This is a genomic window from Neisseria sp. 19428wB4_WF04 (assembly GCF_015235335.1).
Taxonomy (GTDB): Bacteria; Pseudomonadota; Gammaproteobacteria; order Burkholderiales; family Neisseriaceae; genus Neisseria; species Neisseria musculi.
The window spans coordinates 14,447-39,788 of record NZ_JADGLG010000008.1 but is presented as its reverse complement, the minus strand read 5'-3'; the positions used below and the strand labels follow the sequence as shown (position 1 = coordinate 39,788).

Below are 25,342 nucleotides of genomic sequence, written 5' to 3'. Positions count from 1 at the left end.
GCGCGCCAGCTGTTGGCCGACAGCGAACGCCTGTTTGCCCGAAACAGCAGGCAGCAAGACCAACATATCGCCGGCTCGGTGCGCATCGCCGTGCCGGATATGGCCTTGATGCAGGAAGTGCTGGGTGAACTTTGGGAAAAATTGGCCGGCTTCCCCGATTTGATTGATTGGCGGTCGGATTTGGGCTTGGTCGATGTGGTTGATGCGCAAATCGATGTCGGCATCCGTTTCGGCACGCCCGAAGACAGCCGTTTGATTATCAAAAAAGTCGGCACGGCAGAAGACTACATTGTCGCTAGCCCCGAATTGATCGCACAGACCGGTATGCCGGAAGACTGGCAAAGCCTGCAACGGCATTATCCCCTGAGCGCATTAATCAACCCCAACACAGGGCGGGTATGGAATTGGTATCTGTCCAACCAATACCAATTTTCCCCGGCCAGGCCGAAATTTGTCAGCAACCGCATGGAAAACGAATTGATCGGCGTGTTAAAGGGGCAGGCCTTCGCCTGCCTGCCGCGCCTGCTGTGCCAACCGTATTTATCAACCGGCGAACTGGTGGAATTGTTCCCTGAAATGGAACGCAAGAAGTGGACGGCGTATGTGTACCGCCCGCAACGCACGGTAACACCGCCGCGCATCCGCTTTGTATTCGATGCGTTGGCAGAAATTCTGGCGCAGAAACTAGCCCGTTCAAAACAGCCCGCCCGCCATGCGGACCAAGCTTGACGAAACACTATCCCCACCGCCAAACAGCAGATACAGGCCGTCTGAAAAGGTTTCAAAACATAAGCGCTTTTCAGACGGCTTTGATGCTTCAATCAGGCATTCCGATTTCAAACGGCTTTGGTGTTTTTCAAACCGACCTCCTTTCAACCTTTCAGAGGATCTTGCGTTCGGGTAGGGTTCCTTTTTTCAGACGGCTTGGATTTCGGTAGCGCGGCATATCTGCCGTAGGCGTGGCGGTCAGGAGCGCTTTGTTGTTGCGCTTCGGGTTTTGATAACGGGAACGGGCTTTATGGGGTTTTGGCAATGGCTGTTCTAAGTTCGGGCTAAGGCCGTCTGAAAGGTTTCTTGAATATAAGCGCTTTCAGACGGCCTTGATACTGCGCGGTATAAATTGGAGGGCGCGGTTTCGGCTATGCCGTTGCAGCGGCGGTGTGGTTTATCGGCAGGGGCTGGGGTTAAAGTTTTGGCAGTATTGAAAAGAATGTAAAAATGCCCCCTTTTTTCATGGGGTGCAACACCTTTTCATGGGGTGCAATATATTATAAGGCCGTCTGAAAGGGCATGAGGCCGTTTAATTAAACTCTTTCAGACGGCTTTGATGCTTCCAATCAGGCATTCCGATTTCAAACGGCTTTGATATTTTTCAAACCGACCTCCTGCCTTTCAACCTTTCAGAGGATCTTGCACTCGGGCAGGTTTCTGTTTTCAGACGGCTTTGTGTTTTGACGGCGCTAGGCTATGGCGGTTTTGGGTATTATCGCGTGTCGGCTGCAGCGCGGATTTCCTGTGTTTCCAAAATGCGCACGCCCGGTACTGCCTGTTTGGCGGCTGCTGCCAGGGCTTGCGCCAGTTCTGCCACGGGCATGGGCTGCATGGCGTGCAACAGGCCGATGCGGTTTAAGCGGTTCAATATCCACAGTGCGGTTTTTTCGCCGGTGCGGTCGGTGTTCGGGCGCACCAGGCTCGGCGGGCGGAAGATGCCGGGCGAGGCAAAACCCAGCGCGGTAATATCTTGCTCCAGCCTGCCTTTCATGCGGGTGTAAAACCCTTTCGATGCGGGGTTGGCGTAGGCGGAAGACACCAGCAGCAACTGTGGCACGCCGTTGGCTTGGGCGGCTTGTGCAAACCGGTATGGGTAGTCGTAATCAATTTGCCACTGCGCTTCTTTGCTGCCTGCGTCTTTAAGGGTGGTGCCGAGGCAGGAAAACAGCGCATTGCCGCGCACTTTGTCTTGCCAGATGCGGGTTTGCGCGAAATCGATAACATGAACCGCAAGTTTGGGGTGCTCAACGGCCACGGGGCGGCGCACGAAAATGCTGACCCGCCCGAAGGCGGAATCGTTCAGCAAGGTATCCAACAACGCGCGGCCGGTTGCGCCGGTGGCGCCGATAATGAGGGCGTGCATAGTCAATCCTTTATTTTATTGAGACTACTTTTCCATTGCCTTGCGCGACATTTTCAACACGGTTTTGCGCGGCAGCAGCGGAATTATCCATTCCAAGGCAAACTTCAGTTTGCCTTCGTTAAATGCCACCAGTTCGCCTTTTTCCATTGCCCGATAGCCGTATTCGGCCACTGATTGCGCCGATTTGGCGTTTTTCCATGCGCCCACATCCTGCAAACCGCCGGCATCTACGAAACCCGTTGCCACCGCACCGGGGCACAGCGCGGTAACGGTAACGCCGAATTCGCGCACTTCTTCGGCCAGCGCCTGGCTGAACGAAGTCACATAGGCTTTGCTGGCGTAATACACCGCCTGCAGGGGGCCGGGCATAAACGAGGCGGTGGAGGAAACGTTTAGGATTTTGCCGCTGCGCCGCGCCACCATGTCTTGCAGATAGAGATGGGTCAGCTCGGTGAGCGCGGTGATATTAAGTTGGATCATTTGCTGCTCTTTGGCCAATTCGCGCTCGAAAAAGCGGCCGTGACCGCCGAATCCGGCATTGTTGATCAAAATATCCACTTGAATGCCCGCCTGCTCGGTTTGGGCAAATACTGCCTGCGCGGCCTGCGGTGCGGCCAAATCCTGCGCAATCACGGTAACGTTGCTGCCGTATTGCGTGCGCAATTCCTGCGCCAGCTGTTCGAGTTTGTTTTGCGAGCGCGCCACCAAAACCAAACCGCCGCCGCGTTCGGCGTGAATGCGGGCCAGCTCCAAACCGATGCCGTTGGAAGCGCCGGTGATTAATGCGGTGTGTTTCATGTTGAATATCCTATTGAAAATATAAAGTAAAACAATAACGGTGCGGGGTTGCTCCACCGTGAAGCGCAGACGGCACGGCCTGCGGTTGGGCTGCCTCCCCGTTTTTATTCTGGATTGCCTTAAAAGATGAAATGAAATAGGGTGGCTCCGTATTATTCCGTCCCGCCTGCGGCGCGGCTGCGCTTTGATCCGGAGAACGGTTCGGCATGCCGCCCAAGCGGCAACAGCGGTTCCGTGCTTTCTGCACGGCCTGCGGCCTGCCGGGTGGCGGAAATGGGCCGAGTTTGCTGAAAAGGCCGTCTGAAAAAAGCATTACGGTTTCACCAGTGCGCGCCACATCATTTCAAAAGCGGCCTGCTGCCCGGGCAAGGAAGGCGCTGCCAGATGCTGGATGGCGGTTTCCGCCATGCCTTCCATCATCGGCACCGTGAAATCCAACGGCAGATAAAACCGCCCCGAGCGCTCGGCTTCATCGAGTATCTGCCACATCGGGGCAAACATTTCCCGCGCCTGTTGCCGCGTTTGCTGCGTCAGCAACAGCGAAGATTCCAATTGCCGCACCGCTGCCCGCTCGCGCGGATGACGCAGGCCCCAGTCGGTATAGGCATGCCACCATTGCCGCATCTGCTGCTGCCAATCACCACTGCCGCTGCCTGACACGGCGGCAGCAATATCGGCTTTGATGCTTAAATAGGCCTGGTTAAACAGCGCTTCTTTGCTGTCGAAATAGGTGAACAGGGTTCCGCCGGCTACGCCTGCCTGTTTGGCGATGTTGGCGGTGCTGGCCGACAATCCCTGTTCGGCAATCAGCGCGATGGCTGTTTGTATCAGCGTTTGGTGTTTTCTGCACTTAACGGTCTGGCCATTTCTGCTTCATAATGAATGACTGTTTAGTCATTAAATGGCAGAAAAACGGTGTGCCAAGCCGTTTGGGTGCCAGGGTTGAAAAACGTGCCGCTTGAAAAACTCAGGCCGTCTGAAAACTTTCAGACGGCCTGTTGCACCAATGGTGTTTAAAGGGGTAATCCTAAGGCGCGGAAACCGCGGTTTCGGGCAGCATATCTGCTTCGGTAAATTCCGGCTCGGGTGCGGTTTGGAATATTCTGCCGTTGAGTTTCAGACGGCCGTTATCCAGCTCAAGCAGGGTTTTGATATTGCCTTCATCAATGGTGAGATATTGCCCGTCCGCCATGGAATTGACGGTGCTCTCCACCATCAGGCGCAAAGTTTCGTTGATGTCTTCCAAGCTGGCGCGGCCTTCGGCAAGGTCTTCCGGATTCACGCTGAAAATATTGCCGGCCTGGCTGACGGCGAGCTGCTCGAGCAGTTTTTGCGGCACCTGCATATCGAAGCGGGCATGGGTTTTATCGAGCATGGCGCTGAGATTGTCCATATCGGCCTGGGTGAGCCCGTTGAAGCCCAGCCGGCCTTTCACATCAATTGTGCCCTGCGGTGTTTTGAAGGTGAAGTTTTTAACGTTTAGAACGGGGTTTCGGGTAAACAGGCCGGAGGCTTCGTCGCGGGCGGTTTTCAACAGCTCGCTTTGAATCTGCTCTTCGTTCATTTCTTTTGACGAAAGTTCGGCCATTTTGTTTTTAACGGCCAAAAGGCTTTTGGCATCCAGGTGTTCGGCAGTTACGTTGATGTCGAGCGGGCCGTAGCGGGTGTCGCCGTAAACGAGGGTTTCAAAGCGGAAGCGGCCTTCGCTGTCGATCCATTCGCCGTTTTCACGGGTTTGGGTGTCGAAACTGAGTTTTTCTACGGCGATTTTGGAAGGGGCAACGGTGCCGGTGGGGTTGATAAACGCGCCAATCTGCAAGTCGGTAATCAGATTGACCAATTCATTGATTTTGATGTGGTAGTCGAAACCTTCTTTCCAGTGCATAGAAAATTTATCCAGCTTGAAGCTGCTGCCGCCCAGTGCCAATTGGTTGCCGCCATCGGTGGTTTCGGTACGGATACGCAGGTTTTCCAGTGCAATATTGCCTTTGCCGGCCAGTTCGGCCAGCAGGGCGGGAGCGGTGTAATCGTGGCTATAGGCGGCGAATCCGGGTTGGTAGGCGGTGGTGCCGCTCAAGCCCTGCCAATTCAGTTTGATGCCCGAAAGCTCTTCATAATCGAATGCGGGCACGGTTAAAGACAGCTTGCCGCTGCCGCTGAGATGAACGGTGTTGGTTAGGCTGACGGGTGCCTGAGTGCCGAAAAAGCGCGCCAACACTTTGGCCGCTTCGGGGTGGTATTGGAATTCGGTTTCCACATGGGCGCGTATGGGCGTAAAACTGCCGGCAAACGGGCCGTGCTGAATATGGTTGATAATTTTAACAGGTTCTTTTAAAACGGTTTTTATGTTGTCGGGCAGGTATTTCCCGGTGTTGTGAAGCAATGTGGGTTTCAGCCGCACGACTGTGGTTTCGGTTGCGCCGAACCAGCCGCGCCGGTATTGGTGCGATTCGATGGTGAGAAAGCCGGATTGCGACAGGAGTTGTTGCTGGGCGGCCAGGCTCTCTTCGGCTTTGATGCCGAGATAGTAGGGCAGTGCGCCAAATAAGGCTGCCGATACGGCCGCAAGGGCAAGCAACAGGGAAATCAATAGCTTTTTCATGAATCGCACAATCAAACGCAAAGCGCAAAGCATAGCATTTTTTGCGCTGCCTGTCTTTGATTGGGCAGGGCATTCAGACGGCTAAAGGTTTTTGCCGCGCTTGATGGGGAAGGGCGGAAAATGGTATTGTGCGTGAATTTTGGTGCAAGGAGCAGATGATGAAAAAATTGTCCGGTGTGTTGGCCGGAGTATGGCTGGGCTTGCAGTTGGGCGTGGGCTATCTGGCTGCCCCCGTTTTGTTTCAGCATTTGGAAAGAATGCAGGCGGGTGCCTTGGCAGGAATTTTGTTCACCGCAACATCATATATCGGTCTGTTTGTTTGGCTGCTGGTTTATTTTACCGGCAGGTTGGAACAAAAACGAAATGATATGCGCAGGCATACGGGAAAATGGATTTTGCTGCTGCTGGCTTTGCTGGCGGTAAACCAGTTTTTGATTGCGCCTGTGATCGAAGCGCATAAAACAGGCACGGCAAACTGGCTGTTAATGTTGCTGGGCGGCTCGTTCGGCAGGTGGCACGGCGTTTCGACCATTATTTATATGGTGTGCAGCGTATTGGGGCTGGGTTTGGTGTTGCGCTTGGTTAAAATGGAATGGCGCTAGAATTGTCTGCCGATTGCCAAAGGTTATCGGATAGGCCGTCTGAAAAGCTTCTGTAACAGCCGGGCAGGCAGAAGTTTTTCAGACGGCCTGTTTGAATTTGGTGGGTTTGCGCTTTCAGTTGTCGGTGTTTTCGCGCCATAAAACCAGCAGTTTGCCGATATGCTGCACCAACTGTGCGTTTACCGCTTCGCACAGAGCCTGGCAAATAGCCGTGCGTTCGGCACGGTCGTCTCCCGATATGCGCACTTTAATCAGCTCGTGCGCTGCCAGCGCCGTGTCGGTTTCTTTGATAACGGATTCGGTCAGACCGTGCCGGCCTACCATCACAACGGGATTTAAATGATGGGCACGGGCTTTGAGCGTTAAAATTTCTTGGGTGGTGAGTGGGTCGGCCATATTTTTCTGCTTCAAATATCAAAATCGGTTAAAGGGGTTATTCTACGCGAAGCGGCGCTTTAAAGGGGAAAATAACGTACAATAACAGTTTTATTTTTGCATGGTTGCGGTATGTCTGTGCGTTCCAAATCTTCCAAAGCATGGCTTAACGAACACGTTAACGACCATTATGTACACTTGGCGAAAAAGGAAGGCTACCGCGCACGCGCGGCTTACAAACTATTGGAAATCAATGAAAAAGACAAACTTATCCGCCCAGGTATGGTATTGGCCGATTTGGGCAGCGCACCCGGCAGCTGGTCGCAGGCGGCAGCGCAGCTGGCCGGCAGTGGCGGAAAGGTGTTTGCTTTGGATATTTTACCGATGGATGCGATAGAGGGCGTATCGTTTATCCAAGGTGATTTTCGTGAAGATGCGGTTTTGGCCGAGTTTGAAAAGTTGTTGGCAGGCCGCCCGCTGGATCTTGTAATTTGCGATATGGCACCCAATATGTCGGGCAATGCCGTAACGGATCAGGCACGCAGTTTTGATTTGTGCGGGTTGGCTTTGGATTTTGCAGCCCAGCATTTGAAAACCGGCGGTAATTTTTTGGTTAAAGTGTTTCAGGGAGCAGGGTATCAAGAATATGCTGCGTCCATGCGCGCAGTGTTTGCTTCGGTGCAGACCAGAAAACCGAATGCCTCCCGCAATCGTTCCAGTGAGATTTATTTATTGGGCAAAAATAAACGCTGACAATGCGGATAGCCTGATTTACAATCCGTCTTTATTTTCGACCCTTATATGGAGCCTGTTTCAGTGGGGAATATGTTAAAAAACGTATTGGTTTGGCTGGTGTTGATTGTTGCCATGCTGATGGCGTTCAACGCAATCAGCGACAGCAAAGAAAACAAACAGCAAATCGAATATTCGCAGTTTATCGAACAAGTGAACAAAGGCGAAATCGCCAATGTGAACATTGAAGGCTCGGTGGTCAGCGGCTACCTGATTAAAGGCACGCGTACGGACAAAACCGAATTTTTCACCAATGCACCGTTAGATGAAAAGCTGGTTCCGACTCTGTTGGATAAAAAAGTGCGTGTAAAAGTTACGCCTGAAGAAAAACCGAGTATGCTCACCAGCCTGCTGTTCAGCCTGCTGCCAGTGATGCTTTTAATCGGCGCATGGTTTTATTTTATGCGTATGCAGGCAGGCGGCGGCGGTAAGGGCGGCGCATTTTCATTCGGTAAAAGCCGCGCCAAACTGTTGGACAAAGACACCAATAAAGTAACCTTTGCCGATGTGGCAGGCTGTGATGAGGCCAAAGAGGAAGTTCAGGAAATCGTTGATTATCTGAAGGCGCCCAACCGTTATCAGAGCCTGGGAGGACGTGTGCCGCGCGGCATCCTGCTGGCAGGCAGCCCGGGTACGGGTAAAACCCTGCTGGCCAAAGCCATTGCCGGTGAGGCACAGGTTCCGTTTTTCAGCATCTCGGGCTCGGATTTCGTGGAGATGTTTGTCGGTGTGGGTGCCAGCCGCGTGCGCGATATGTTCGAACAGGCCAAGAAAAATGCCCCCTGTATCATCTTTATCGATGAAATCGATGCGGTAGGCCGCCAGCGCGGTGCCGGTTTAGGCGGCGGTAACGATGAGCGCGAACAAACCCTTAACCAATTGTTGGTTGAAATGGACGGTTTCGAAAGCAACCAAACTGTGATTGTGATTGCTGCTACCAACCGCCCGGATGTGCTTGACCCCGCTTTGCAGCGCCCCGGCCGTTTCGACCGCCAAGTGGTGGTGCCGCTGCCCGATATCCGCGGTCGGGAACAGATTTTGAAAGTACACGCCAAGAAGGTGCCGCTTGACGAATCGGTGGATTTGGTTTCGCTGGCACGCGGCACGCCGGGTTTTTCGGGTGCGGATTTGGCCAACTTGGTGAACGAAGCAGCCCTGTTTGCCGGCCGCCGCAATAAAGTGAAAGTCGATCAAAGCGACTTTGAAGATGCAAAAGACAAAATCTATATGGGCCCCGAGCGCCGTTCGATGGTGATGCACGAAGATGAGAAGCGTGCCACTGCCTACCACGAGGCCGGTCATGCCATTGTGGCGGAAAGTTTGGAATATACGGATCCCGTCCACAAAGTAACCATTATGCCGCGCGGCCGTGCGCTGGGGCTGACTTGGCAGCTTCCCGAGCGCGACCGTATCAGCATGTATAAAGACCAAATGTTGAGCCAGATTTCAATTTTGTATGGCGGTCGTATTGCCGAAGATTTGTTTGTCGGTCGCATTTCTACCGGTGCTTCCAACGATTTCGAGCGCGCCACCCAAATTGCCCGCGAAATGGTTACCCGTTTCGGTATGAGCGACAAAATGGGGCAGATGGTTTATGCCGAAAACGAAGGCGAGGTGTTTCTCGGCCGCAGCGTAACCCGTTCGCAGCACATTTCCGAAAAAACCCAGCGGGAGGTGGATGCGGAAATCCGCCGCATTCTTGACGAGCAATATGCCGTGGCCTATAAAATCTTGGATGAAAACCGCGATAAGATGGAAACCATGTGCAAAGCATTGATGGAATGGGAAACCATCGACCGCGACCAAGTACTGGAAATCATGGATGGCAAGCAGCCCAGCCCGCCGAAAGATTACAGCTACAATATCCGTAAGGACGGCGATGCTGCGGCGCAGCCGCCGGCCGGAAACAGCGGTACCGGAGAAGCTGAAAATAACAGGCATGCTTCTGAAGAGAAGATAACCGGTCAAGCCATTGCAGCGGAAGCGGGCGTTTCGCAAGAAATGCACAATCCGGCAGATAAAGTATAAAATCCAATTAAATACAGCGGTCGTTAAGGCCGCTTTTTATATGCGTTGTGCAGGTGCGGGAAATGTTGAATGCAGCAAAGTAAATATAGGGTGCTACAGCATTGCTGCCCGGCCTTGCCGTATTTTTGCTGTCTGCGGTTCGGTGCCTTGTTTTATTCTTGTTGTTTGCTAAGTATATGGGAATTGAGATGGTTTGGAAGTTGGTTCGGCCGTCTGAAAAGTGCGTTCTGAAAAGTGCGTTTCAGTTTGCAGAATCTAAAGGCTGCTCATGGTGGGATACCGTCTTCACAAATAAGGGATAAACGATGGGGTGGGTTGGTCTGTAAACAAGCAGACGGCGGTTTCCAAAGAGTTTGGTGAGATATGCGGTTGGTTTGTTGGAAACAGCGGAGTTGCCGAATATGCGGTTATCAAAGGCAAACCTTATCCATGCCGGGCGGTATCGGTGGAAACACCGGACACGGCTGTCTGAAAACAATGGCGGCGTAGAGGGAAGTTTTTACCATGCTGCATTTCAGACGGCTCTTTATACGGTTTGGATCAGGTCGGGCGGATGTAAACAAGTTGCGGCGATTGGCGGAAAAGTAAAAAAACGGCTCTTTTCCGGCGGTGTCGAAGTTTTGCCAAACGGAACAGCCGCCGGCCTGCCGGCCTTTTTTTGACGGCTATGGTTTGAGGGAAGTGAAGATGAAAATGATCGGGCAATTACTGCAACATTCAGATGTCAGCCTCAGCGCTTTGGCAGAGGGCATTGAAGTAAACAATCCCGCCACCGGAGAGACGTTGGCCTATGTGAAAAAAACCGCTGCTCGGGCTTTGGATGCTTTGATTGAGCGTGCTGCTGCGGCGCAGAAAAGTTGGGCGGCCAAAACTGCATTGGAGCGTGCCGACATTTTGTGGTGCTGGTACCGGTCACTGAAGGACAATAAAGAAAATCTGGCGCGGTTGATAACGATGGAGCAAGGCAAAAGTTTGGCTGAATCGCGGGGAGAGATGGATTATGCCGCAAGCTTTATCCGCTGGTTTGCCGAAGAGGCCCGCCGTATCGATGGCGATATTCTCACCGGTGTGAAGCCTAACCAAAAAATTATGGTGATCAAACAGCCGATAGGGGTAACTGCCGCGATCACACCGTGGAACTTCCCCGCTGCGATGATTACCCGCAAGGCTGCTCCTGCATTGGCGGCAGGCTGCGCCATGCTGGTGAAACCCGCCGCGCTCACGCCGCTCTCGGCCTATGCGCTGGCAACATTGGCTTATCGGGCGGGCATACCAAAAGATTTGTTTGCAATCGTTAGCGGCAGTGCTTCGGAAATCGGCGGCGTGTTTGCCCGCAATGAGACCATACGCAAAATCAGTTTTACCGGATCCACCGAAGTGGGCGCAAAGATTTTTGCCGACAGTGCCGCCCAAATCAAAAAACTCAGCTTGGAGCTGGGCGGCAATGCGCCGTTTCTGGTATTTGACGATGCCGATTTGGATAAAGCGGTGGAAGGTGTGCTGGCCAGCAAATTCCGCAACAGCGGGCAAACCTGTGTCTGCACCAACCGCGTATATGTCCAGGCCGGAATTTACGATGAATTCTGCCGGCGTTTGTCTGAAAAAACGGCGGCACTCAAGCTGGGAAACGGTTTGGAAGACGGGGTAAACCAGGGCCCGCTGATTGAAGAAAAAGCGGTAGAAAAAGTGGAAGAACACATTGCCGATGCGCTGAAAAAAGGAGCAGTATGTTTGGTCGGGGGCAAACGCAGCAGTTTAGGCGGAACTTTTTTTGAACCGACCGTTTTGCGCGATGTAACCGCCGGAATGCGGGTGGCTTGCGAAGAAACCTTCGGGCCGTTGTGTCCGGTGTTTAAATTCGACAGCGAAGAAGAAGCCGTTGCTGCCGCCAATAATACCGAATTCGGTTTGGCCGGCTATTTTTTCACCCGCGATACCGCGCGCCAGTGGCGGGTGGGCGAAGCGTTGGAATACGGTATGGTCGGCATTAACACGGGCTTAATCAGCAATGAAGTTGCGCCGTTCGGGGGCATCAAAATGAGCGGCTTGGGGCGGGAAGGCAGCAAATACGGCGTGAATGAATATTTGGAATTAAAATATCTGTGCCTGGATTTGGCGTGAATGCACATATTTTCGATAAAAGGGAGCCGGCACCACAAACCACAAACCACAAACCACACAAAACCGGTGTTGCTGCTTTATCGGCCAAAAACCGCTATTTGGAGCTAAAGACACTGCCTTTGCCGTCTGCAACTTGCTGTCCGGCGGCGAGAATAAAATAACTCACTATATAGGTTGGCCGGAAGTGCTTTCAGACGGCCTCTAAACTGAAAAATGTGTATCATCACAATAGTTTATTAAAGAAGAACCCCTCATGTCCGACCATCATGATCATACACACCCGCATTCCCATGCTGCCAATAAGCAAGTGCTGCGGGTTTCGCTGCTGCTGATCGGCTCGTTTATGCTGGTTGAGGCCGCTGCCGGTTGGCTGGCCAACAGTTTGGCACTGCTTTCCGATGCGGGGCATATGTTTTCCGATGCGGCCGCCATCGCCTTGTCGCTGGCAGCATTCCGCTTCGGCGAGCGGCCGGCCGACAGCAAGCGCAGTTTCGGTTATCAGCGTTTTGAAATCATCGCCGCAGCAGTTAACGGCATCACTTTGCTGCTGATTGCCGCATGGATTGTGATCGAAGCCGTGCTGCGTTTGCTCAGCCCGAACGAAATTTCCGGCGCTTCGATGCTGGCGGTGGCGGCACTCGGTTTGGCTGTGAATGTTGCGGTGGCTTGGTATATGTTGAAAAATTCGGATACCGAAGGCAACATCAATATGCGTGCCGCCTATCTGCACGTGTTGGGGGATTTGCTCGGATCAATCGGAGCCATCATTGCAGGTATATTGGTGCTCTCATTCGGCTGGATATGGGCCGATTCGGTAATCAGTATGCTGATTGCGTTGCTTATCGGCAAAAGCGGCTGGGGCGTAACCCGAAACAGCCTGCATATTTTGATGGAAGGCACGCCCGCCGGCACCGATATGAACCAAGTGGCGGCCGATATTCTCAATATCGAAGGCATACAAGGGCTGCACGATATCCATGCTTGGACAATCACCAGCCGCCAACACGCACTTTCATGCCATATTGTGATTGACGGGGCTTTAAAGGTTGCCGAGGCTTACCGGATTGCACGGGCAGTAGAATCCGCCGTGCAGCGGCACGGCATCGCCCATGTTACTGTGCAGGCCGAGCCGCCGCAGCACGGGCATGAAGAACACGGCTGCTCGGCTGCGGCAAGCGGTGCGCAGCCCTGTGTTCACCATCATCATCACGGGCATCCACACTAAGCGGCAGGCACCTTACATTCCAAAAAAACAAAGGCCGTCTGAAAACTTTAGCAATGCAGATGTTGCGCTATTGAGTTTTCAGACGGCCGGAGGCTTTATAAAATTTTAAAAAACATCACAAGAAGTTTATCTGCCGCCATTCCCACTTGAGCGGGAGCTCGGATATTTGGCATCCAAATGTTTTTTAATCGGCATTTAAATATTTTCACCTGGATTTCCGCCTAAGCGGAAATGGCGGTATTGAAAGCTTTCAGACGGCCTTAAGGTATTTTCCAAGGCCTCGGCCGTGCCATACCGCCGCATTGGCAGCCGTCAGCGCGAAGGACGCGGACTTCTGCCCACGCTGCCCGCAGGCTTTTTCTTACCGCCGAAAGTACTGCCGCCGGCTTTGTGTGCTGCGGTTTTTTTATCGCCGTATTTTTTGCCGCCGAATTTTTTCTCACCGGGATTTCTGTCGCCGAATCTGCGCTCCCCCCAGCCGCCTTTGCCTTTGGGTTTGCCGGCGCCTTTGGCGCGCTTGCGGGTGGGTTCCAGGCCTTCTATGGTTGTTTCGGGCAGTTTGCGCGAAATATATTTTTCGATTTTATGCACTTTCACGTATTCGCTTACTTCGGCAAACGTCAATGCCAAACCGGTGCGGCCTGCGCGGCCGGTGCGGCCGATGCGGTGTACATAGTCTTCGGCCTGCTTGGGCAGGTCGTAGTTAATTACATGGGTGATGGTGGGCACATCGATGCCGCGCGCGGCCACATCTGTGGCCACCAGGATTTTACAGCGGCCCCGGCGCAAATCCATCAGCGTACGGTTGCGCCAGCCTTGCGGCATATCGCCGTGCAGACAGTTGGCGGCAAAGCCTTTTTCATATAATTCATCGGCCAGGGTTTCGGTCATGGCCTTGGTGGATGTGAAAATTACCGCCTGGCCGATATTGGCATCGCGCAAAATATAATCGAGCAGGCGGTTTTTATGGCGCATATCATCGCAATATAAAAGTTGCTCTTCGATTTTTCCCTGTTCATCCACGCGCTCCACTTCCACCACTTCGGGGTTTTTAGTGAGCTTGCGCGCCAGCCTGCCCACTACGCCGTCCCAAGTGGCGGAAAACAGCAGCGTTTGGCGGCTTTCGGGGGTGGCGGCCACAATGGTTTCGATGTCTTCGATAAAACCCATATCCAGCATACGGTCGGCCTCATCAAGAACCAGCACTTCGAGGCGGCTGAAATCCACTTTGCCGCTGTCCATCAAATCCATCAGACGGCCGGGAGTGGCCACAATCAAATCGATGGGTTTGGAAAGGGCGCGGATTTGATAACCGAACGAAGAACCGCCCACAATGCTCACTGTGCGGAACCACTTCATATTTTGGGCATAAGTGAGCGCGTTTTTTTCTACCTGTGCCGCCAATTCGCGCGTGGGCGTGAGCACCAATGCGCGCGGGCCTTTGCCGGGCTTGTCGCTGCGGCGGGTGAGCCGTTGCAGGGTGGGCAGCAGAAAGGCGGCGGTTTTGCCGGAGCCGGTTTGGGCCGAGGCCATGATGTCGCGCCCCTCCAAAGCATAGGGAACAGACTGCGCCTGCACTGGGGTTGGCGATTCGTAACCCGCGCTCGATAGGGCGGATAAAATGTTTTTATCGAGATTTAAGTCGGTAAATTTTACAGACATGGTTTTCCGGAAAGAAACAACAACACATTCCGTCTAAAACATTTTCAGACGGCCTGAAGCATGGGGTAACGTATTTACTTAAAGAAAAGATGTACGAAAGGTTGTTGCAAGCACTGTGGCTTGTGGTTAGCATCGGCAACAACCTGCAAATATGCCTGCAAACGAAGCAAATCAGAAAGCTTTAAAAAAATAAAGCCCGAAAGAGTGGAAGTTGGCTGAAGACGATGGCTTCAAATAAAATTTAGTCGAACGATTATATAGAAGCTGTGTTGATTGGTCAAGTCAAATATTTGACATACGGGCTGTAGCGGAAACAGGGCAAAAAAACACGGTTATCGGAAAGCGATTCCGGTTGTTGTGGGCAGGGTGGTATTTTAAAAATTTGTTATGGGTTTGAAAACTCTGACAATCAGCATCTTCTCTTTGCTTTTGAAGATGAAACGGTTATAATAAGAAAATTTTTCAGTTTTCAGGAAAAATGGCCCCACGGCCATTTTTTGTTTTTGGAGTGTTATGGATATTCAAACTATTCTCGATAAAACCCTGCCCGGTTTGGGTTACGAGTTGGTGGATTTCGAATTGACTGCGCAAGGTGATTTGCGCGTGTTTATCGATAAAGAGGGCGGCGTTACCGTGGAAGACTGCGCTACAGTGAGCAATCATTTGAGCCGCCTGTTTATGGTGGAAGATATTGATTACAAACGCTTGGAAATCTCCAGCCCCGGCCTTGACCGTCCGTTGAAAAAAGCTGCCGACTTTGTGCGTTTTGCCGGAGGGCAGGTCAAAGTCAAAACGCGTCTGCCGATAAACGGCCAAAAAAACTTTATCGGCTGTATCGAGGCCTGTGAAAACAATACCGTGCGCATTTCCTTCGAAGGAAAAACTGTCGAAATCGGGCTGGATAATATCGACAAAGCCCGCTTGCGCCCGGAATTCAAATTTTAAAAATATCGTTTTACGGAGAGTTAAGAAAATGAGTCGTGAGATGTTGCTGCTGGCCGAAGCATTGGCCAGTGAGAAAAACGTAGATCCCGAAGTAGTGTTTAATGCGCTGGAGTTTGCACTGAGTACTGCTGCCAAGAAAAAAACCGGCCGCGAACATATGGATGTGCGCGTAGAAATCAACCGCGACACTGGAGAATACAAAACTTTCCGCCGTTGGCTGATTGTGGCCGATGAAGACTACACCTATCCCGATGTGGAGAAGACCATCGAAGAAATCCAGGAAGAGATTCCCGGAACCGCCATCCAAATCGGCGAATATTACGAAGAGCAGCTTGAAAACGAAGGTTTCGGCCGCCAAGCCGCGCAAACCGCCAAGCAGATTATCCTGCAACGCATCCGTGATGCCGAACGCGAGCAGATTCTCGAGGAATTTTTGGCACGTAAAGAAGATATTGTAATGGGGATTGTGAAGCGTGTGGAACGCCACGGAACCATTATCGAAATCGGTAGGCTCGATGCATTGCTGCCGCGCGACCAAATGATTCCGCGTGAAAATTTCCGCAACGGCGACCGTGTGCGTGCGCTGTTTCTGAGAGTGGACGAAATCGGCAGTTCCGGCCGTAAACAGGTGATTCTGAGCCGCACTTCGCGTGATTTTCTGGTAAAACTGTTTGCAATGGAAGTGCCGGAAATTGAAGACGGCCTGCTTGAAATCAAAGAAGCGTCCCGCGATCCCGGGCACCGTGCCAAAATCGCAGTGAAGGCCAATGACCAACGCATCGACCCGCAAGGAACCTGTATCGGTGTACGCGGTTCGCGCGTGAACGCCGTAACCAATGAACTGGCCGGGGAGCGTATCGATGTGGTTTTGTGGTCTCCCGAAACCGCACAGTTCGTTATCAACGCCCTGTCGCCGGCCGAAGTAACCCGCATTTTGATTGATGAAGACAAACACGCCGTTGATGTGGTGGTGGCGGAAGACCAATTGGCGCCGGCCATAGGCCGCGGCGGTCAAAACGTGCGTTTGGCAGCGGATCTGACCGGCTGGCAGCTGAATATCATGACTGTGGCAGAAGCGGAGGAACGCAATGCGGCCGAGGATGAAGCCATCCGCAGGCTGTTTACCGAGCATCTGAATGTAGACGAAGAAACTGCCGAAGTGCTGCTTCAGGAAGGCTTCGCCACGCTGGAAGAGGTGGCTTATGTGCCTGCCGCCGAACTGTTGGAAATAGAAGGTTTTGACGAAGCTATCGTAGAAGCGTTGCGCAACCGTGCACGCGATGCCATTCTCACGCTGGCCATTGCATCAGAAGAAAAACTCGATGATATCGATGAAGATATGCGCAATCTCGAAGGTATCGATCAAGAAATGTTGCGCGATCTTGCGCAGGCGGGCATCACCACACGAGATGAGTTGGCAGAACTGGCCGTTGATGAATTGATCGAAATCACCGGCGTGAGCGAAGAAGAAGCCAAGCAAGTGATTATGGCTGCCCGCGAACACTGGTTTGCCGAAGAAAACTGAGGGGGTAAATATGAACAATACAACAGTAGAACAATTTGCCGCCGAACTGAAAAAGCCCGTGGGCGATTTGCTGAAACAACTTGCCAGTGCCGGCGTGAACAAAAGCAGCGGCAGCGACAGCATTACTTCCGATGACAAACAACAATTGTTGGCTTATCTGAAAAAATCACACGGCAGCGGAAGCGGCAGCGGTACCATCAGCATCAGCCGTAAAAAAGCCGAAGTCAGCACAGTAGGGGGTGTGCAGGTGGAAACCCGCCGGCGCAGCCGAAAAGTAGTGAGCCCGTTGTCTGCTGAGTTGGCTGCCGAAGCAAAGGCCAAAGCGGAGCAGGCAGCACAGCAACAGCAGGCTGCCGAAGCGGCGGCGTTGGCAGAACGTGAAGCGGCGCAGCGTGTCGAAGCCGAAAAAGCGGCTGCCGAAGCGGCCGCGCAGGCTGAAGCAGCGAGGCTGAAAGCCGAGCAGGAAGCCCTAGAAGCGCAGCAGATGCAGCAAGCCGAACAGCAAGAAAAACTGCTTCAGACGGCCAAGGCAGAAGAAACAGCCGTTGCGGAAGAAAAACCGGTCAAAAGCAAAAACAAAGAGCAAAAACAGCAGCAGCCCGCCGCCGTGCGCCCGGTGGTCAGCGCAGAAGAGCAGGCACTCCGGGACGAAGAAGCCCGCCGCGCCGCCGCTATGCGCGCCCATCAGGAAGCACTGCTGAAAGAAAAGCAGGAACGGCAAGCCCGCCGCGAAGCAGCCAAACTGCAGGCGCAGCAGGAAGCGAAAGCCGCCAAAGAAGGCAAAACGGCCGAGCAGCGTTCTGCCAGGCCGTCTGAAAAGGCTCCGTTGTCAGCCGTGTCGGCGGCAAAGCCGGAATCTTCGGCACGTCCGAAAAAAGGCGAACGCCACAGCCGGGACGACATGGAGAGCCGTCCGCGCGGAGGCAAAGGCGCGAAAGGCCGCAACCAAGCCTCAGGGCAGGAAGAACGTGTGCGCGGCGGCAAAAAGGGCAAGAAGCAGCTTAAGCTGGAGCCGAACCAACACGCTTTCCAAGCACCTACCGAGCCCGTGGTGCATGAAGTGTTGGTGCCTGAAACCATCACCGTGGCCGATTTGGCGCACAAAATGGCGGTAAAAGGCGTGGAAGTCGTGAAAGCCTTGATGAAAATGGGCATGATGGTAACCATCAACCAATCCATCGACCAAGATACGGCTCTGATTGTGGTGGAAGAACTCGGCCACATCGGCAAACCTGCAGCAGCCGATGATCCGGAAGCTTTTTTGGATGATAATGCCGTGCAGGTCGAGGCAGAGCAACTGCCGCGTCCGCCGGTGGTTACGGTGATGGGACACGTTGACCACGGCAAAACCTCGCTGCTTGACTATATCCGCCGAGCCAAAGTGGTGCAGGGTGAAGCGGGCGGCATTACCCAGCATATCGGTGCCTATCATGTGGAAACGCCGCGCGGCGTGATTACCTTCCTTGATACGCCCGGCCACGAAGCGTTTACGGCGATGCGCGCCCGCGGTGCCAAAGCCACCGACATTGTTATTTTGGTGGTGGCAGCAGATGACGGCGTAATGCCGCAAACCATTGAGGCCATTGCCCACGCCAAAGCAGCGGGCGTGCCGATTGTGGTGGCGGTAAACAAAATCGACAAAGAGGCCGCCAATCCCGAGCGTATCCGCCAAGAACTGACGGCACACGAAGTCGTGCCTGACGAATGGGGCGGTGATACCCAGTTTGTCAACGTGTCGGCCAAACAAGGCATCAATATCGATACCCTGCTCGAAGCTGTGTTGCTTGAGGCGGAGGTGCTGGAATTGACCGCTCCCGCCGATGCGCCTGCCAAAGGCATCATTGTGGAAGCACGCCTCGATAAAGGCCGTGGTGCGGTTGCTACCTTGCTGGTGCAAAGCGGTACGCTGAAAAAAGGCGATATGCTGCTGGCAGGAACGGCCTTCGGCAAAGTGCGTGCGATGATGGATGAAAACGGTAAACCGATAGATGAAGCCGGGCCGTCTATACCCGTGGAAATTCTGGGATTGTCAGACGTACCCAACGCCGGCGAAGATGCGATGGTGTTGGCCGATGAGAAAAAAGCCCGCGAAATCGCCCTGTTCCGCCAAGGCAAATACCGCGATGTGCGTTTGGCCAAACAGCAGGCGGCCAAGCTGGAGAATATGTTCAGTAACATGGGCGAGGGCCAGGCACAATCGCTGTCGGTGATTATCAAGGCCGATGTTCAAGGCTCTTACGAAGCCTTGTCGGGCAGCCTGAAAAAACTTTCTACCGATGAGGTAAAAGTCAATGTACTGCACAGCGGCGTGGGCGGCATCACCGAGAGCGATGTCAATTTGGCGATTGCTTCGGGTGCCTTCATTATCGGCTTTAACGTGCGTGCCGATGGCTCCGCACGTAAGCTTGCCGAAACCGAAAACGTGGAAATCCGCTACTATAATATTATTTACGATGCCATCGATGATGTGAAAGCAGCCATGAGCGGCATGCTGGCGCCGGAGCAGAAAGAGCAGGTTATCGGCTCGGTGGAAATCCGCCAGGTTATCAGCGTATCGAAAGTGGGCAATATCGCCGGCTGTATGGTTACCGATGGTATTGTGAAGCGCGATTCTCATATCCGCCTGATTCGCAACAATGTGGTTATCCACACGGGCGAACTTGCTTCACTAAAACGCTTCAAAGATGATGTTAAGGAGGTGCGCATGGGTTACGAGTGCGGCCTGATGCTGAAAAACCATAACGAAATCATGGAAGGTGATACGCTGGAAGTGTTTGAAATCGTTGAGGTGGCACGTTCGCTGTAGCGGTTGTCAGACGGCTAAAAGGCCGTCTGAAAAATAAACTGCGCTTCAATCCAAACAGTTTAATCAAGCGGCTTCTTAGAGCCGAATCCTGTATCGGACAGGATTCGGCTCTTTTCAATTCAATTTAATCATGACGGGGTTGGATATGGCCGGCCTGCTTTAAAACAATCGTGCGGCATTAAAGAACCCAAAGAGAATGATTTGGCAAGCCTATGATAAAGCAGCAAAATCGTTTTTTTAGTATTTGAATCAGAACTGCGCGGCTTTGCTGCGCCTTCCGGCATTCTCGGTACTTTTAAAAATCCCCGAAATGGGCCTTCAAGCAAAAAACGAAAAGTGTAAACCATACCGGATTTTTCTATTCTCTCGAACTTTTGCAAAAATGTCCTGATGCCGTCTGAAAGACTGATGCCGCTATTCCCGCGCAGGCAGCAATCTTGAAATCGGTGAAACAAATATCAGACGCTAAACAGCCGGATTCCTGCCTGTGCAGGAACAGCGGCAAATAGATTTCTTGGGATTTTACGAAGGTTGAGGCCTTTCACTATTGGAATCCGCGCGAATAAAACCAATGTTGGAAAATCCTTGCAATCCCATCCTGACAGGGTTGGGGGCGTGCGCCAAAAAATCCTTTTCGTGTATTACGAAGCATCAAACGCAATGACAAGAAAAGCAGACGGCAGCATGATCAATGCAGGCAGAAAGTGTGGCCAGCAACATACAAACTGCTAAGTGGTTGTAGGGAACGCGCCATTCATTATCATAAAGCTGCCTAAAGCATATTAATGAAAACAGCCGCCGTCATTCCGGGCTCGGTGGACAAGCAGGCCCTGCAGGCTTAACGGCTGCTTTGTGCAGCCGCAAAATCAGGCCGTCTGAAAAAATGATTGCAACCCCGGGGTTGCCGTCAGCAATCTTCTGATGACGGATATTGCCTGTCGGGGCAGAGATTCTGCCGTGATGTTGTATGACAGTCTCCGCATCAAGCTGTGCCGGCAGACGGAGCTGAACATAAACCTGGTGTGTCTATCTTGAAGCCGTTGCGGCATATCGAACCGGGTTTATGTTTTTTCCGTGGTTGAATGATGAAAACCGGCAATAGAGTTATTCATCGTCTTCCGGGTGGTTGCTGATGCGTATTGCCGTGTGGATGGTGCCGGTGAGCGCGGCGGGCAGAGATTTGTCGGCAGAAAGTTTTTGCAGGTAGGTTTCATCGATATCGCCGGTGGGATAGCAGCCGCTGAAGCATGAAGCATCGAATGAATCGATGGCAGGGTTGAGTGATTTCACCACCTGCTCCAGCTCGCCCAAATCTTGGAAAACACAGCCATCGGCACCGATTTCGCGGGCGATTTCGTTTTTGTTGCGGCCGTTGGCAATCAGCTCTTCGCGGGTTGGCATATCGATGCCGTAAACGTTGGGGTAGCGTACTTCGGGGGCAGCCGAGGCAAAATAGACTTTGCGGGCGCCGGAAGCGCGCACCATTTCGACAATTTCTCGGCTGGTGGTGCCGCGAACGATGGAATCATCGACCAACAGCACACTTTTTCCTTTAAATTCAGATTCCATCGGGCTGAGTTTTTGGCGTACTGATTTTTTGCGCGTGGCTTGACCGGGCATGATGAAGGTGCGGCCGATGTAGCGGTTTTTAATCAGCCCTTCGCGGTAGGGTTTGCCTAAATGGTGCGCCAGCTCCATTGCACTGGGGCGGCTGGTGTCGGGAATCGGCATCACCACATCAATATCGTTGAGCGGCAGCTCGCGCCTCACTTTTTCGGCCAGTGCTACGCCCATGCCCAAGCGGGCGCGGTAAACGGAAACATTGTCGATTACTGAATCGGGGCGGGCGAAGTAAACGTATTCGAACAGACAGGGGCTGAGGCTGGTGTTTGCGGCGCACCGGCGTGAGAAAAACTGCCCGTCTAAAGAAATGAAAACGGCTTCGCCGGGGGCAATGTCGCGTTCCAAATCAAACTCGATGGCATTGAAGGCAACCGATTCGGAAGCAACGGCATAGGCAGTGCGGCCGTCTGAATCGGTTTGTGTGCCCAGCACCAGCGGGCGGATACCGAGCGGATCGCGGAAAGCCACCAGCCCGTAACCGGCAATCACAGCCACCACACCGTATGCACCGCGTATGCGTTTGTGCAGTTTGGCAACGGCCTCGAAGATATTGTCAACGCTCAGTTGCGAAGCATCGGAGTCGGTAACTGCACGGCGCAATTCATGGGCAAACACATTGAGCAGCACTTCCGAATCGGAGCGGGTATTGATGTGGCGCAAATGTTTGTGGCACACGTTTTCATAGAGCTCTTCGGTATTGGTAAGGTTGCCGTTGTGCGCCAGCACGATGCCGAACGGCGAGCTGACGTAAAACGGTTGCGCTTCGGCCGCGCTCTCGGCGTTGCCTGCGGTAGGATAGCGCACATGGGCGATGCCGGCATTGCCTGTCAGATCACGCATATTGCGGGTGCGGAACACATCGCGCACCATGCCTTTGCCTTTGTGCATATGGAAAATGCTGCCTTCTACGGTAACGATGCCGGCAGCATCTTGGCCGCGGTGTTGCAGCATTTGCAGGCCGTCATAAAGGCTTTGGTTTACAGGTTGGTAGGCTACCATGCCCAATACGCCACACATTTTTTTCTCCGAACGTTTTTAAAGAGGTTGATACTGTATTTTATCTGCAAGGGCGGCCGGCAGATAGGGTACGGCAAATTGTGCCAGCGATTCGAAATAGCCCGCACTGACCGACTGCCGCCAGCCATCGGTTTGCGGCAGATCGGTAAACGAGCAGACGATTACCGCCAACGTAACCAGCAAAATACCTTTCAGTGCCCCGAATGCGCCGCCGAGCAGGCGGTTGATGCCGCCCAAACCCGAGGCCTGCGCGGCACCGGTAAGCAGCGAGCGCAAACAACGCTGCAGCAGCCATGCGGCAGCAAACAAAACGATAAAAGACAGGGATACGGCCAAAGGGCGCGGTTCGAATGAGCGGAACGCGATTTCCGAAAAAGGTACGGCGAATGTTTTGGCTGCAAGAAATGACGCAATCCAAATGATTAAAGAAGCTGCTTCGGCAATCATGCCGCGCATCATTGAAACGATAATGCACAGGCCGATCAGGCCGGAGGCGAGAAGGTCGAAGGTGGCCATCAGGGTTGTCCGATTATGATGCCGTCTGCCCCTTTTTTGCGCAGCCGTTGCAAAGCTTTGCCGGCGGTTTCCCGATCAGGGTAATGGCCGGTGCGCACGCGGTAAACCTTGCCTTTGCTGGTTTCCACTTCGGTGATGTAGGCGCTCACGCCTGCATCGGCCAGTTTCTGCTGCGTTTGTTTGGCTTGATCGCGGCTGCTGTATGCGCCGGCCTGAATAATGGCTTTTTGGGAAGCGGGTTTGCCTTCCAAAATGGTTTTGGGGTCGCTTTTTTCAACCGATGCTTGCGCAGATTTGTTGTTTAACGCATCTTGCGCGGCTTTGCGGTTGGTTTCCTGCTGTTTTTTCCTGGCAGTTTCGGCCGCGCGTTTTTCAGATTCTGCCTTGGCGTGTGCCTCTTGCTGCGCTTTCAGACGGCCTCTTTCCTGTTCGGCCGCGTGTGCCGCTTTTTGGCGTTCGGCTTCTTTGGCTGCTGCCTGCTCGCGCGCTTTGCGTGCTTGTGTTTCCTGCTCGGTTTTCTGTGCTGCTGCCTTTTGCTGCGTTTGCCGGTTCAAGCGTTCGGCAGCCGCTTTTTGCTGTGCCTGCTGTTTCAAGCGCACGGCTTCGGCTTTTCTTGCAGCGGCTTTGCGTTCGGCTTCGGCATCGGGTTCGACACGGTTGTTAATCACCACCACGGGCGGCGGGGCGGACTCTTCCGGCTTGGGTTGCGGCTTGGGTTGGGGTTTGGGCGTTTCGGCCTGCACGGGTTTGGCGGCAGGTTTGGTTTGCGCCGCTTTTTTTTCGGCCGCCGCCCTTACGGCTGCTGCTGCGGAGGTTTGAGCGGTGGATTCGGATATTGCCTGCCCGGCGGGTGAAGGCTGCACCGCTGTTTGCGGGGATTGCCCGGCAAGCGGGTTGCTCAGTTCTGTGGTTTCGGTATCGGCCGGGGCGGGTTCCAACACGACAGCAGGGGATAAGTCGGAAGCATCATCGGCAGCGGCGGCTTGGTTGGCAGTCTCTGTCTGCGCTGTGGCTTCCGATTCGGCGGAGGCGGTTTTTTCGATACTGATGTTGCCGGCGGCTTCTTCGGTGCTGCTTTGGTTCAACACATTGGCCAGCAAAATGCCGGCAAATATCACCAACGCAGACGCGCCAACCAAACGGCGGCGGTTTTTGCGCTTCAGTTTTTCGTATTCATTGAGTGAATGGAAACGGTTGTTTGACATGAATCCGCCTTGTTACAAAGTAGCCATGGCCTCGGCAACGGTGTGGAAAGAACCAAAAACCGTGATTCTATCATTTTCCCCGGCCTGCGCCAAAGCTGCCTGATAGGCCGTTTGAATATTTTCAAAGCTCTGCACGGCGGTTATGCCGTGGTGGTTGAGTTTCTGTTTTATTTCTGCCGCAGACATACCGCGCGGCAGATGCAGTGGGGCGATATACCATTGGTCAAACTGGTCTTTCACGGTGTCGATCACGCCGTCTGAATCTTTGTCGGCCAAAATGCTGAACACGGCGGTGCGTTTTTCGGCGAAAGGCAGGGCAATCAAGCTTTGGCGCAGGGCGCGGGCGGCGTGCGGGTTGTGGGCGACATCGAGAATGGTGAGCGGGTGGCCGGGCAGCACTTGGAAGCGGCCGGGGTTGTGAACCAGCAGCAGAGCGCGTTTGATGGAGCCGATATCGACAGGCAGGCGCGGGTTGAGGCATTCGATAACGGCCAGCGCACAAGCGGCGTTGCCCAGTTGGTAGGCACCGCGCAGGGCGGGTATGGGCAGGGCGTTGCGGTTGCGTTTGAGGCCGTCTGAAAGCCCCGATGCGGCAGCGGGGTGGAAGTGGAACGACCATTGCTGCTCCATACGGCTGAAATCGAAATCGCGCTTGGCCAAAAGCAGGTCGGCACCGATATTTTCGGCGTGATGGCGCAGCGGTTCGGGCGGAGGGTTTTGGCCGCAGACAGCGGGTTTGCCGCTGCGGAACACGCCGGCTTTTTCGTGGGCGGCCGCTTCAACGGTGTCGCCCAGAAACGATTGGTGGTCGAGATCGACACCGGTTACCACGGCGCAGTCGGCATCAAAAATGTTTACTGCGTCCAAACGCCCGCCGAGACCGACTTCCAACACCATCACATCAACGTTTTCGCGCATAAAAATATCAACGGCGGCCAGCGTGTTGAATTCGAAATAAGTGAGGGAAACGCTGCCGCGCGCCGCTTCGATGCGCTCAAACGCAGCCGTAATCGCTTCATCGCTTACAGGCTCGCCGTTGATGCAGATGCGCTCGTTGTATCGGAGCAGGTGCGGGCTGGTGAGTGTGCCCACTTTAAAACCGGCCTGCTTGTAAATCTGGGTGAGAAACGCACACACCGAGCCTTTGCCGTTGGTGCCTGCCACCACAATCACGGGGCATTGCGGCTCCAGCCGCATGGTGCGTTTCACTTCACCCGCGCGCGCCAAACCCATATCAATCAGCCCCGCGCTGTGGGCGGTTTCGAGGTGAGATAACCAGTCGTTTAATGTTGTCATTTTGAGTAGATAAATGTGTGTGGGGCCGTCTGAAAACAGGGAGTGTTTGGCTTGGCAGAAACCGGTTTCC

Annotated in this window: 20 protein-coding genes; 9 read left to right on the top strand and 11 right to left on the bottom strand. The window is 53.6% G+C overall.

Features of this window, described 5'->3' with window-relative positions:
* Window positions 1–12 precede the first annotated feature (12 nt).
* A complete protein-coding gene (locus tag IR141_RS03440; protein WP_135034279.1) occupies window positions 13–729 on the top strand; it encodes a LysR substrate-binding domain-containing protein in 717 nt (238 codons plus the stop codon).
* Between the two features lie 754 nt (window positions 730–1,483).
* Here IR141_RS03440 and IR141_RS03435 read toward each other — a convergent pair.
* The 4 genes from IR141_RS03435 to IR141_RS03420 form a co-directional block, all read right to left on the bottom strand.
* Window positions 1,484–2,134: an NAD(P)H-binding protein gene (locus IR141_RS03435; RefSeq protein WP_135034278.1), complete on the bottom strand. Its 651-nt coding sequence runs from the start codon at window positions 2,132–2,134 to the stop codon at window positions 1,484–1,486.
* 24 nt (window positions 2,135–2,158) lie between these two features.
* Window positions 2,159–2,932, bottom strand: a complete 774-nt coding sequence (locus tag IR141_RS03430; RefSeq protein WP_135034277.1) for an SDR family oxidoreductase — start codon at window positions 2,930–2,932, stop codon at window positions 2,159–2,161.
* A 312-nt stretch (window positions 2,933–3,244) separates the two neighbouring features.
* Window positions 3,245–3,760 carry a TetR/AcrR family transcriptional regulator gene (locus tag IR141_RS03425; protein ID WP_256359852.1) on the bottom strand — a complete coding sequence of 172 codons (516 nt, stop codon included), beginning with the start codon at window positions 3,758–3,760 and terminating at the stop codon, window positions 3,245–3,247.
* A gap of 199 nt (window positions 3,761–3,959) precedes the next feature.
* Window positions 3,960–5,534: a YdgA family protein gene (locus IR141_RS03420; protein WP_135034275.1), complete on the bottom strand. Its 1,575-nt coding sequence runs from the start codon at window positions 5,532–5,534 to the stop codon at window positions 3,960–3,962.
* A gap of 155 nt (window positions 5,535–5,689) precedes the next feature.
* On the opposite strand from IR141_RS03420, the gene IR141_RS03415 reads away from it, so the two are divergent.
* Window positions 5,690–6,136, top strand: coding sequence for a DUF4149 domain-containing protein (locus IR141_RS03415; RefSeq protein ID WP_368665547.1), 447 nt, complete (start codon window positions 5,690–5,692; stop codon window positions 6,134–6,136).
* Between the two features lie 114 nt (window positions 6,137–6,250).
* Here the strand turns inward: IR141_RS03415 and yhbY are convergent, their stop codons facing one another.
* Window positions 6,251–6,532: a ribosome assembly RNA-binding protein YhbY gene (yhbY, locus tag IR141_RS03410; protein WP_135034274.1), complete on the bottom strand. Its 282-nt coding sequence runs from the start codon at window positions 6,530–6,532 to the stop codon at window positions 6,251–6,253.
* 111 nt (window positions 6,533–6,643) lie between these two features.
* Between yhbY and IR141_RS03405 the strand changes: the two genes are divergently transcribed.
* The 4 genes from IR141_RS03405 to IR141_RS03390 all read left to right on the top strand — a co-directional run bounded on the left by IR141_RS03405 (window position 6,644) and on the right by IR141_RS03390 (window position 12,677).
* Window positions 6,644–7,264, top strand: coding sequence for an RlmE family RNA methyltransferase (locus tag IR141_RS03405; RefSeq protein WP_135034273.1), 621 nt, complete (start codon window positions 6,644–6,646; stop codon window positions 7,262–7,264).
* A gap of 63 nt (window positions 7,265–7,327) precedes the next feature.
* A complete protein-coding gene (ftsH, locus tag IR141_RS03400) occupies window positions 7,328–9,331 on the top strand; it encodes an ATP-dependent zinc metalloprotease FtsH (protein ID WP_135034272.1) in 2,004 nt (667 codons plus the stop codon).
* A gap of 687 nt (window positions 9,332–10,018) precedes the next feature.
* Window positions 10,019–11,452, top strand: coding sequence for an NAD-dependent succinate-semialdehyde dehydrogenase (locus IR141_RS03395; RefSeq protein ID WP_135034271.1), 1,434 nt, complete (start codon window positions 10,019–10,021; stop codon window positions 11,450–11,452).
* 253 nt (window positions 11,453–11,705) lie between these two features.
* On the top strand, window positions 11,706–12,677 hold the full coding sequence (locus tag IR141_RS03390) for a cation diffusion facilitator family transporter (RefSeq protein WP_135034270.1): 972 nt from the start codon (window positions 11,706–11,708) through the stop codon (window positions 12,675–12,677).
* A 312-nt stretch (window positions 12,678–12,989) separates the two neighbouring features.
* On the opposite strand, the gene IR141_RS03385 is transcribed toward IR141_RS03390, so the two are convergent.
* On the bottom strand, window positions 12,990–14,339 hold the full coding sequence (locus IR141_RS03385; RefSeq protein WP_135034269.1) for a DEAD/DEAH box helicase: 1,350 nt from the start codon (window positions 14,337–14,339) through the stop codon (window positions 12,990–12,992).
* A 513-nt stretch (window positions 14,340–14,852) separates the two neighbouring features.
* On the opposite strand from IR141_RS03385, the gene rimP reads away from it, so the two are divergent.
* From rimP to infB, 3 genes are read left to right on the top strand one after another with little or no spacing between them, the layout of a single operon-like run.
* A complete protein-coding gene (gene rimP, locus IR141_RS03380) occupies window positions 14,853–15,284 on the top strand; it encodes a ribosome maturation factor RimP (RefSeq protein ID WP_135034268.1) in 432 nt (143 codons plus the stop codon).
* Between the two features lie 28 nt (window positions 15,285–15,312).
* Window positions 15,313–16,809, top strand: coding sequence for a transcription termination factor NusA (nusA, locus tag IR141_RS03375; RefSeq protein ID WP_135034267.1), 1,497 nt, complete (start codon window positions 15,313–15,315; stop codon window positions 16,807–16,809).
* Between the two features lie 10 nt (window positions 16,810–16,819).
* A complete protein-coding gene (gene infB, locus IR141_RS03370) occupies window positions 16,820–19,615 on the top strand; it encodes a translation initiation factor IF-2 (protein ID WP_135034266.1) in 2,796 nt (931 codons plus the stop codon).
* 128 nt (window positions 19,616–19,743) lie between these two features.
* Here infB and IR141_RS03365 read toward each other — a convergent pair whose 3' ends face one another.
* The 5 genes from IR141_RS03365 to folC all read right to left on the bottom strand — a co-directional run bounded on the left by IR141_RS03365 (window position 19,744) and on the right by folC (window position 25,272).
* Window positions 19,744–19,995 carry a hypothetical protein gene (locus IR141_RS03365; protein ID WP_135034265.1) on the bottom strand — a complete coding sequence of 84 codons (252 nt, stop codon included), beginning with the start codon at window positions 19,993–19,995 and terminating at the stop codon, window positions 19,744–19,746.
* A gap of 724 nt (window positions 19,996–20,719) precedes the next feature.
* Window positions 20,720–22,255 carry an amidophosphoribosyltransferase gene (gene purF / locus IR141_RS03360; RefSeq protein WP_135034264.1) on the bottom strand — a complete coding sequence of 512 codons (1,536 nt, stop codon included), beginning with the start codon at window positions 22,253–22,255 and terminating at the stop codon, window positions 20,720–20,722.
* Window positions 22,256–22,273: 18 nt separating this feature from the next.
* Complete coding sequence (locus IR141_RS03355; RefSeq protein ID WP_135034263.1) at window positions 22,274–22,771, bottom strand: CvpA family protein; 498 nt, start codon at window positions 22,769–22,771, stop codon at window positions 22,274–22,276.
* A complete protein-coding gene (locus IR141_RS03350; protein ID WP_135034262.1) occupies window positions 22,771–23,976 on the bottom strand; it encodes an SPOR domain-containing protein in 1,206 nt (401 codons plus the stop codon). Before IR141_RS03350 ends, IR141_RS03355 begins: the two co-directional genes overlap by 1 nt.
* A 12-nt stretch (window positions 23,977–23,988) precedes the next feature.
* On the bottom strand, window positions 23,989–25,272 hold the full coding sequence (folC, locus tag IR141_RS03345; RefSeq protein WP_135034261.1) for a bifunctional tetrahydrofolate synthase/dihydrofolate synthase: 1,284 nt from the start codon (window positions 25,270–25,272) through the stop codon (window positions 23,989–23,991).
* Window positions 25,273–25,342: the final 70 nt, after the last annotated feature.

Excerpts from the sequence above, each read along its gene's own strand:
- IR141_RS03435 (WP_135034278.1), bottom strand. The coding sequence starts at position 2,134 with ATGCACGCCCTCATTATCGGCGCCACCGGCGCAACCGGCCGCGCGTTG.
- IR141_RS03430 (WP_135034277.1), bottom strand. The coding sequence starts at position 2,932 with ATGAAACACACCGCATTAATCACCGGCGCTTCCAACGGCATCGGTTTG.
- IR141_RS03420 (WP_135034275.1), bottom strand. The coding sequence starts at position 5,534 with ATGAAAAAGCTATTGATTTCCCTGTTGCTTGCCCTTGCGGCCGTATCG.
- IR141_RS03415 (WP_368665547.1), top strand. The coding sequence starts at position 5,690 with ATGATGAAAAAATTGTCCGGTGTGTTGGCCGGAGTATGGCTGGGCTTG.
- yhbY (WP_135034274.1), bottom strand. The coding sequence starts at position 6,532 with ATGGCCGACCCACTCACCACCCAAGAAATTTTAACGCTCAAAGCCCGT.
- IR141_RS03405 (WP_135034273.1), top strand. The coding sequence starts at position 6,644 with ATGTCTGTGCGTTCCAAATCTTCCAAAGCATGGCTTAACGAACACGTT.
- IR141_RS03395 (WP_135034271.1), top strand. The coding sequence starts at position 10,019 with ATGAAAATGATCGGGCAATTACTGCAACATTCAGATGTCAGCCTCAGC.
- IR141_RS03390 (WP_135034270.1), top strand. The coding sequence starts at position 11,706 with ATGTCCGACCATCATGATCATACACACCCGCATTCCCATGCTGCCAAT.
- IR141_RS03385 (WP_135034269.1), bottom strand. The coding sequence starts at position 14,339 with ATGTCTGTAAAATTTACCGACTTAAATCTCGATAAAAACATTTTATCC.
- rimP (WP_135034268.1), top strand. The coding sequence starts at position 14,853 with ATGGATATTCAAACTATTCTCGATAAAACCCTGCCCGGTTTGGGTTAC.
- nusA (WP_135034267.1), top strand. The coding sequence starts at position 15,313 with ATGAGTCGTGAGATGTTGCTGCTGGCCGAAGCATTGGCCAGTGAGAAA.
- infB (WP_135034266.1), top strand. The coding sequence starts at position 16,820 with ATGAACAATACAACAGTAGAACAATTTGCCGCCGAACTGAAAAAGCCC.
- purF (WP_135034264.1), bottom strand. The coding sequence starts at position 22,255 with ATGTGTGGCGTATTGGGCATGGTAGCCTACCAACCTGTAAACCAAAGC.
- IR141_RS03355 (WP_135034263.1), bottom strand. The coding sequence starts at position 22,771 with ATGGCCACCTTCGACCTTCTCGCCTCCGGCCTGATCGGCCTGTGCATT.
- IR141_RS03350 (WP_135034262.1), bottom strand. The coding sequence starts at position 23,976 with ATGTCAAACAACCGTTTCCATTCACTCAATGAATACGAAAAACTGAAG.
- folC (WP_135034261.1), bottom strand. The coding sequence starts at position 25,272 with ATGACAACATTAAACGACTGGTTATCTCACCTCGAAACCGCCCACAGC.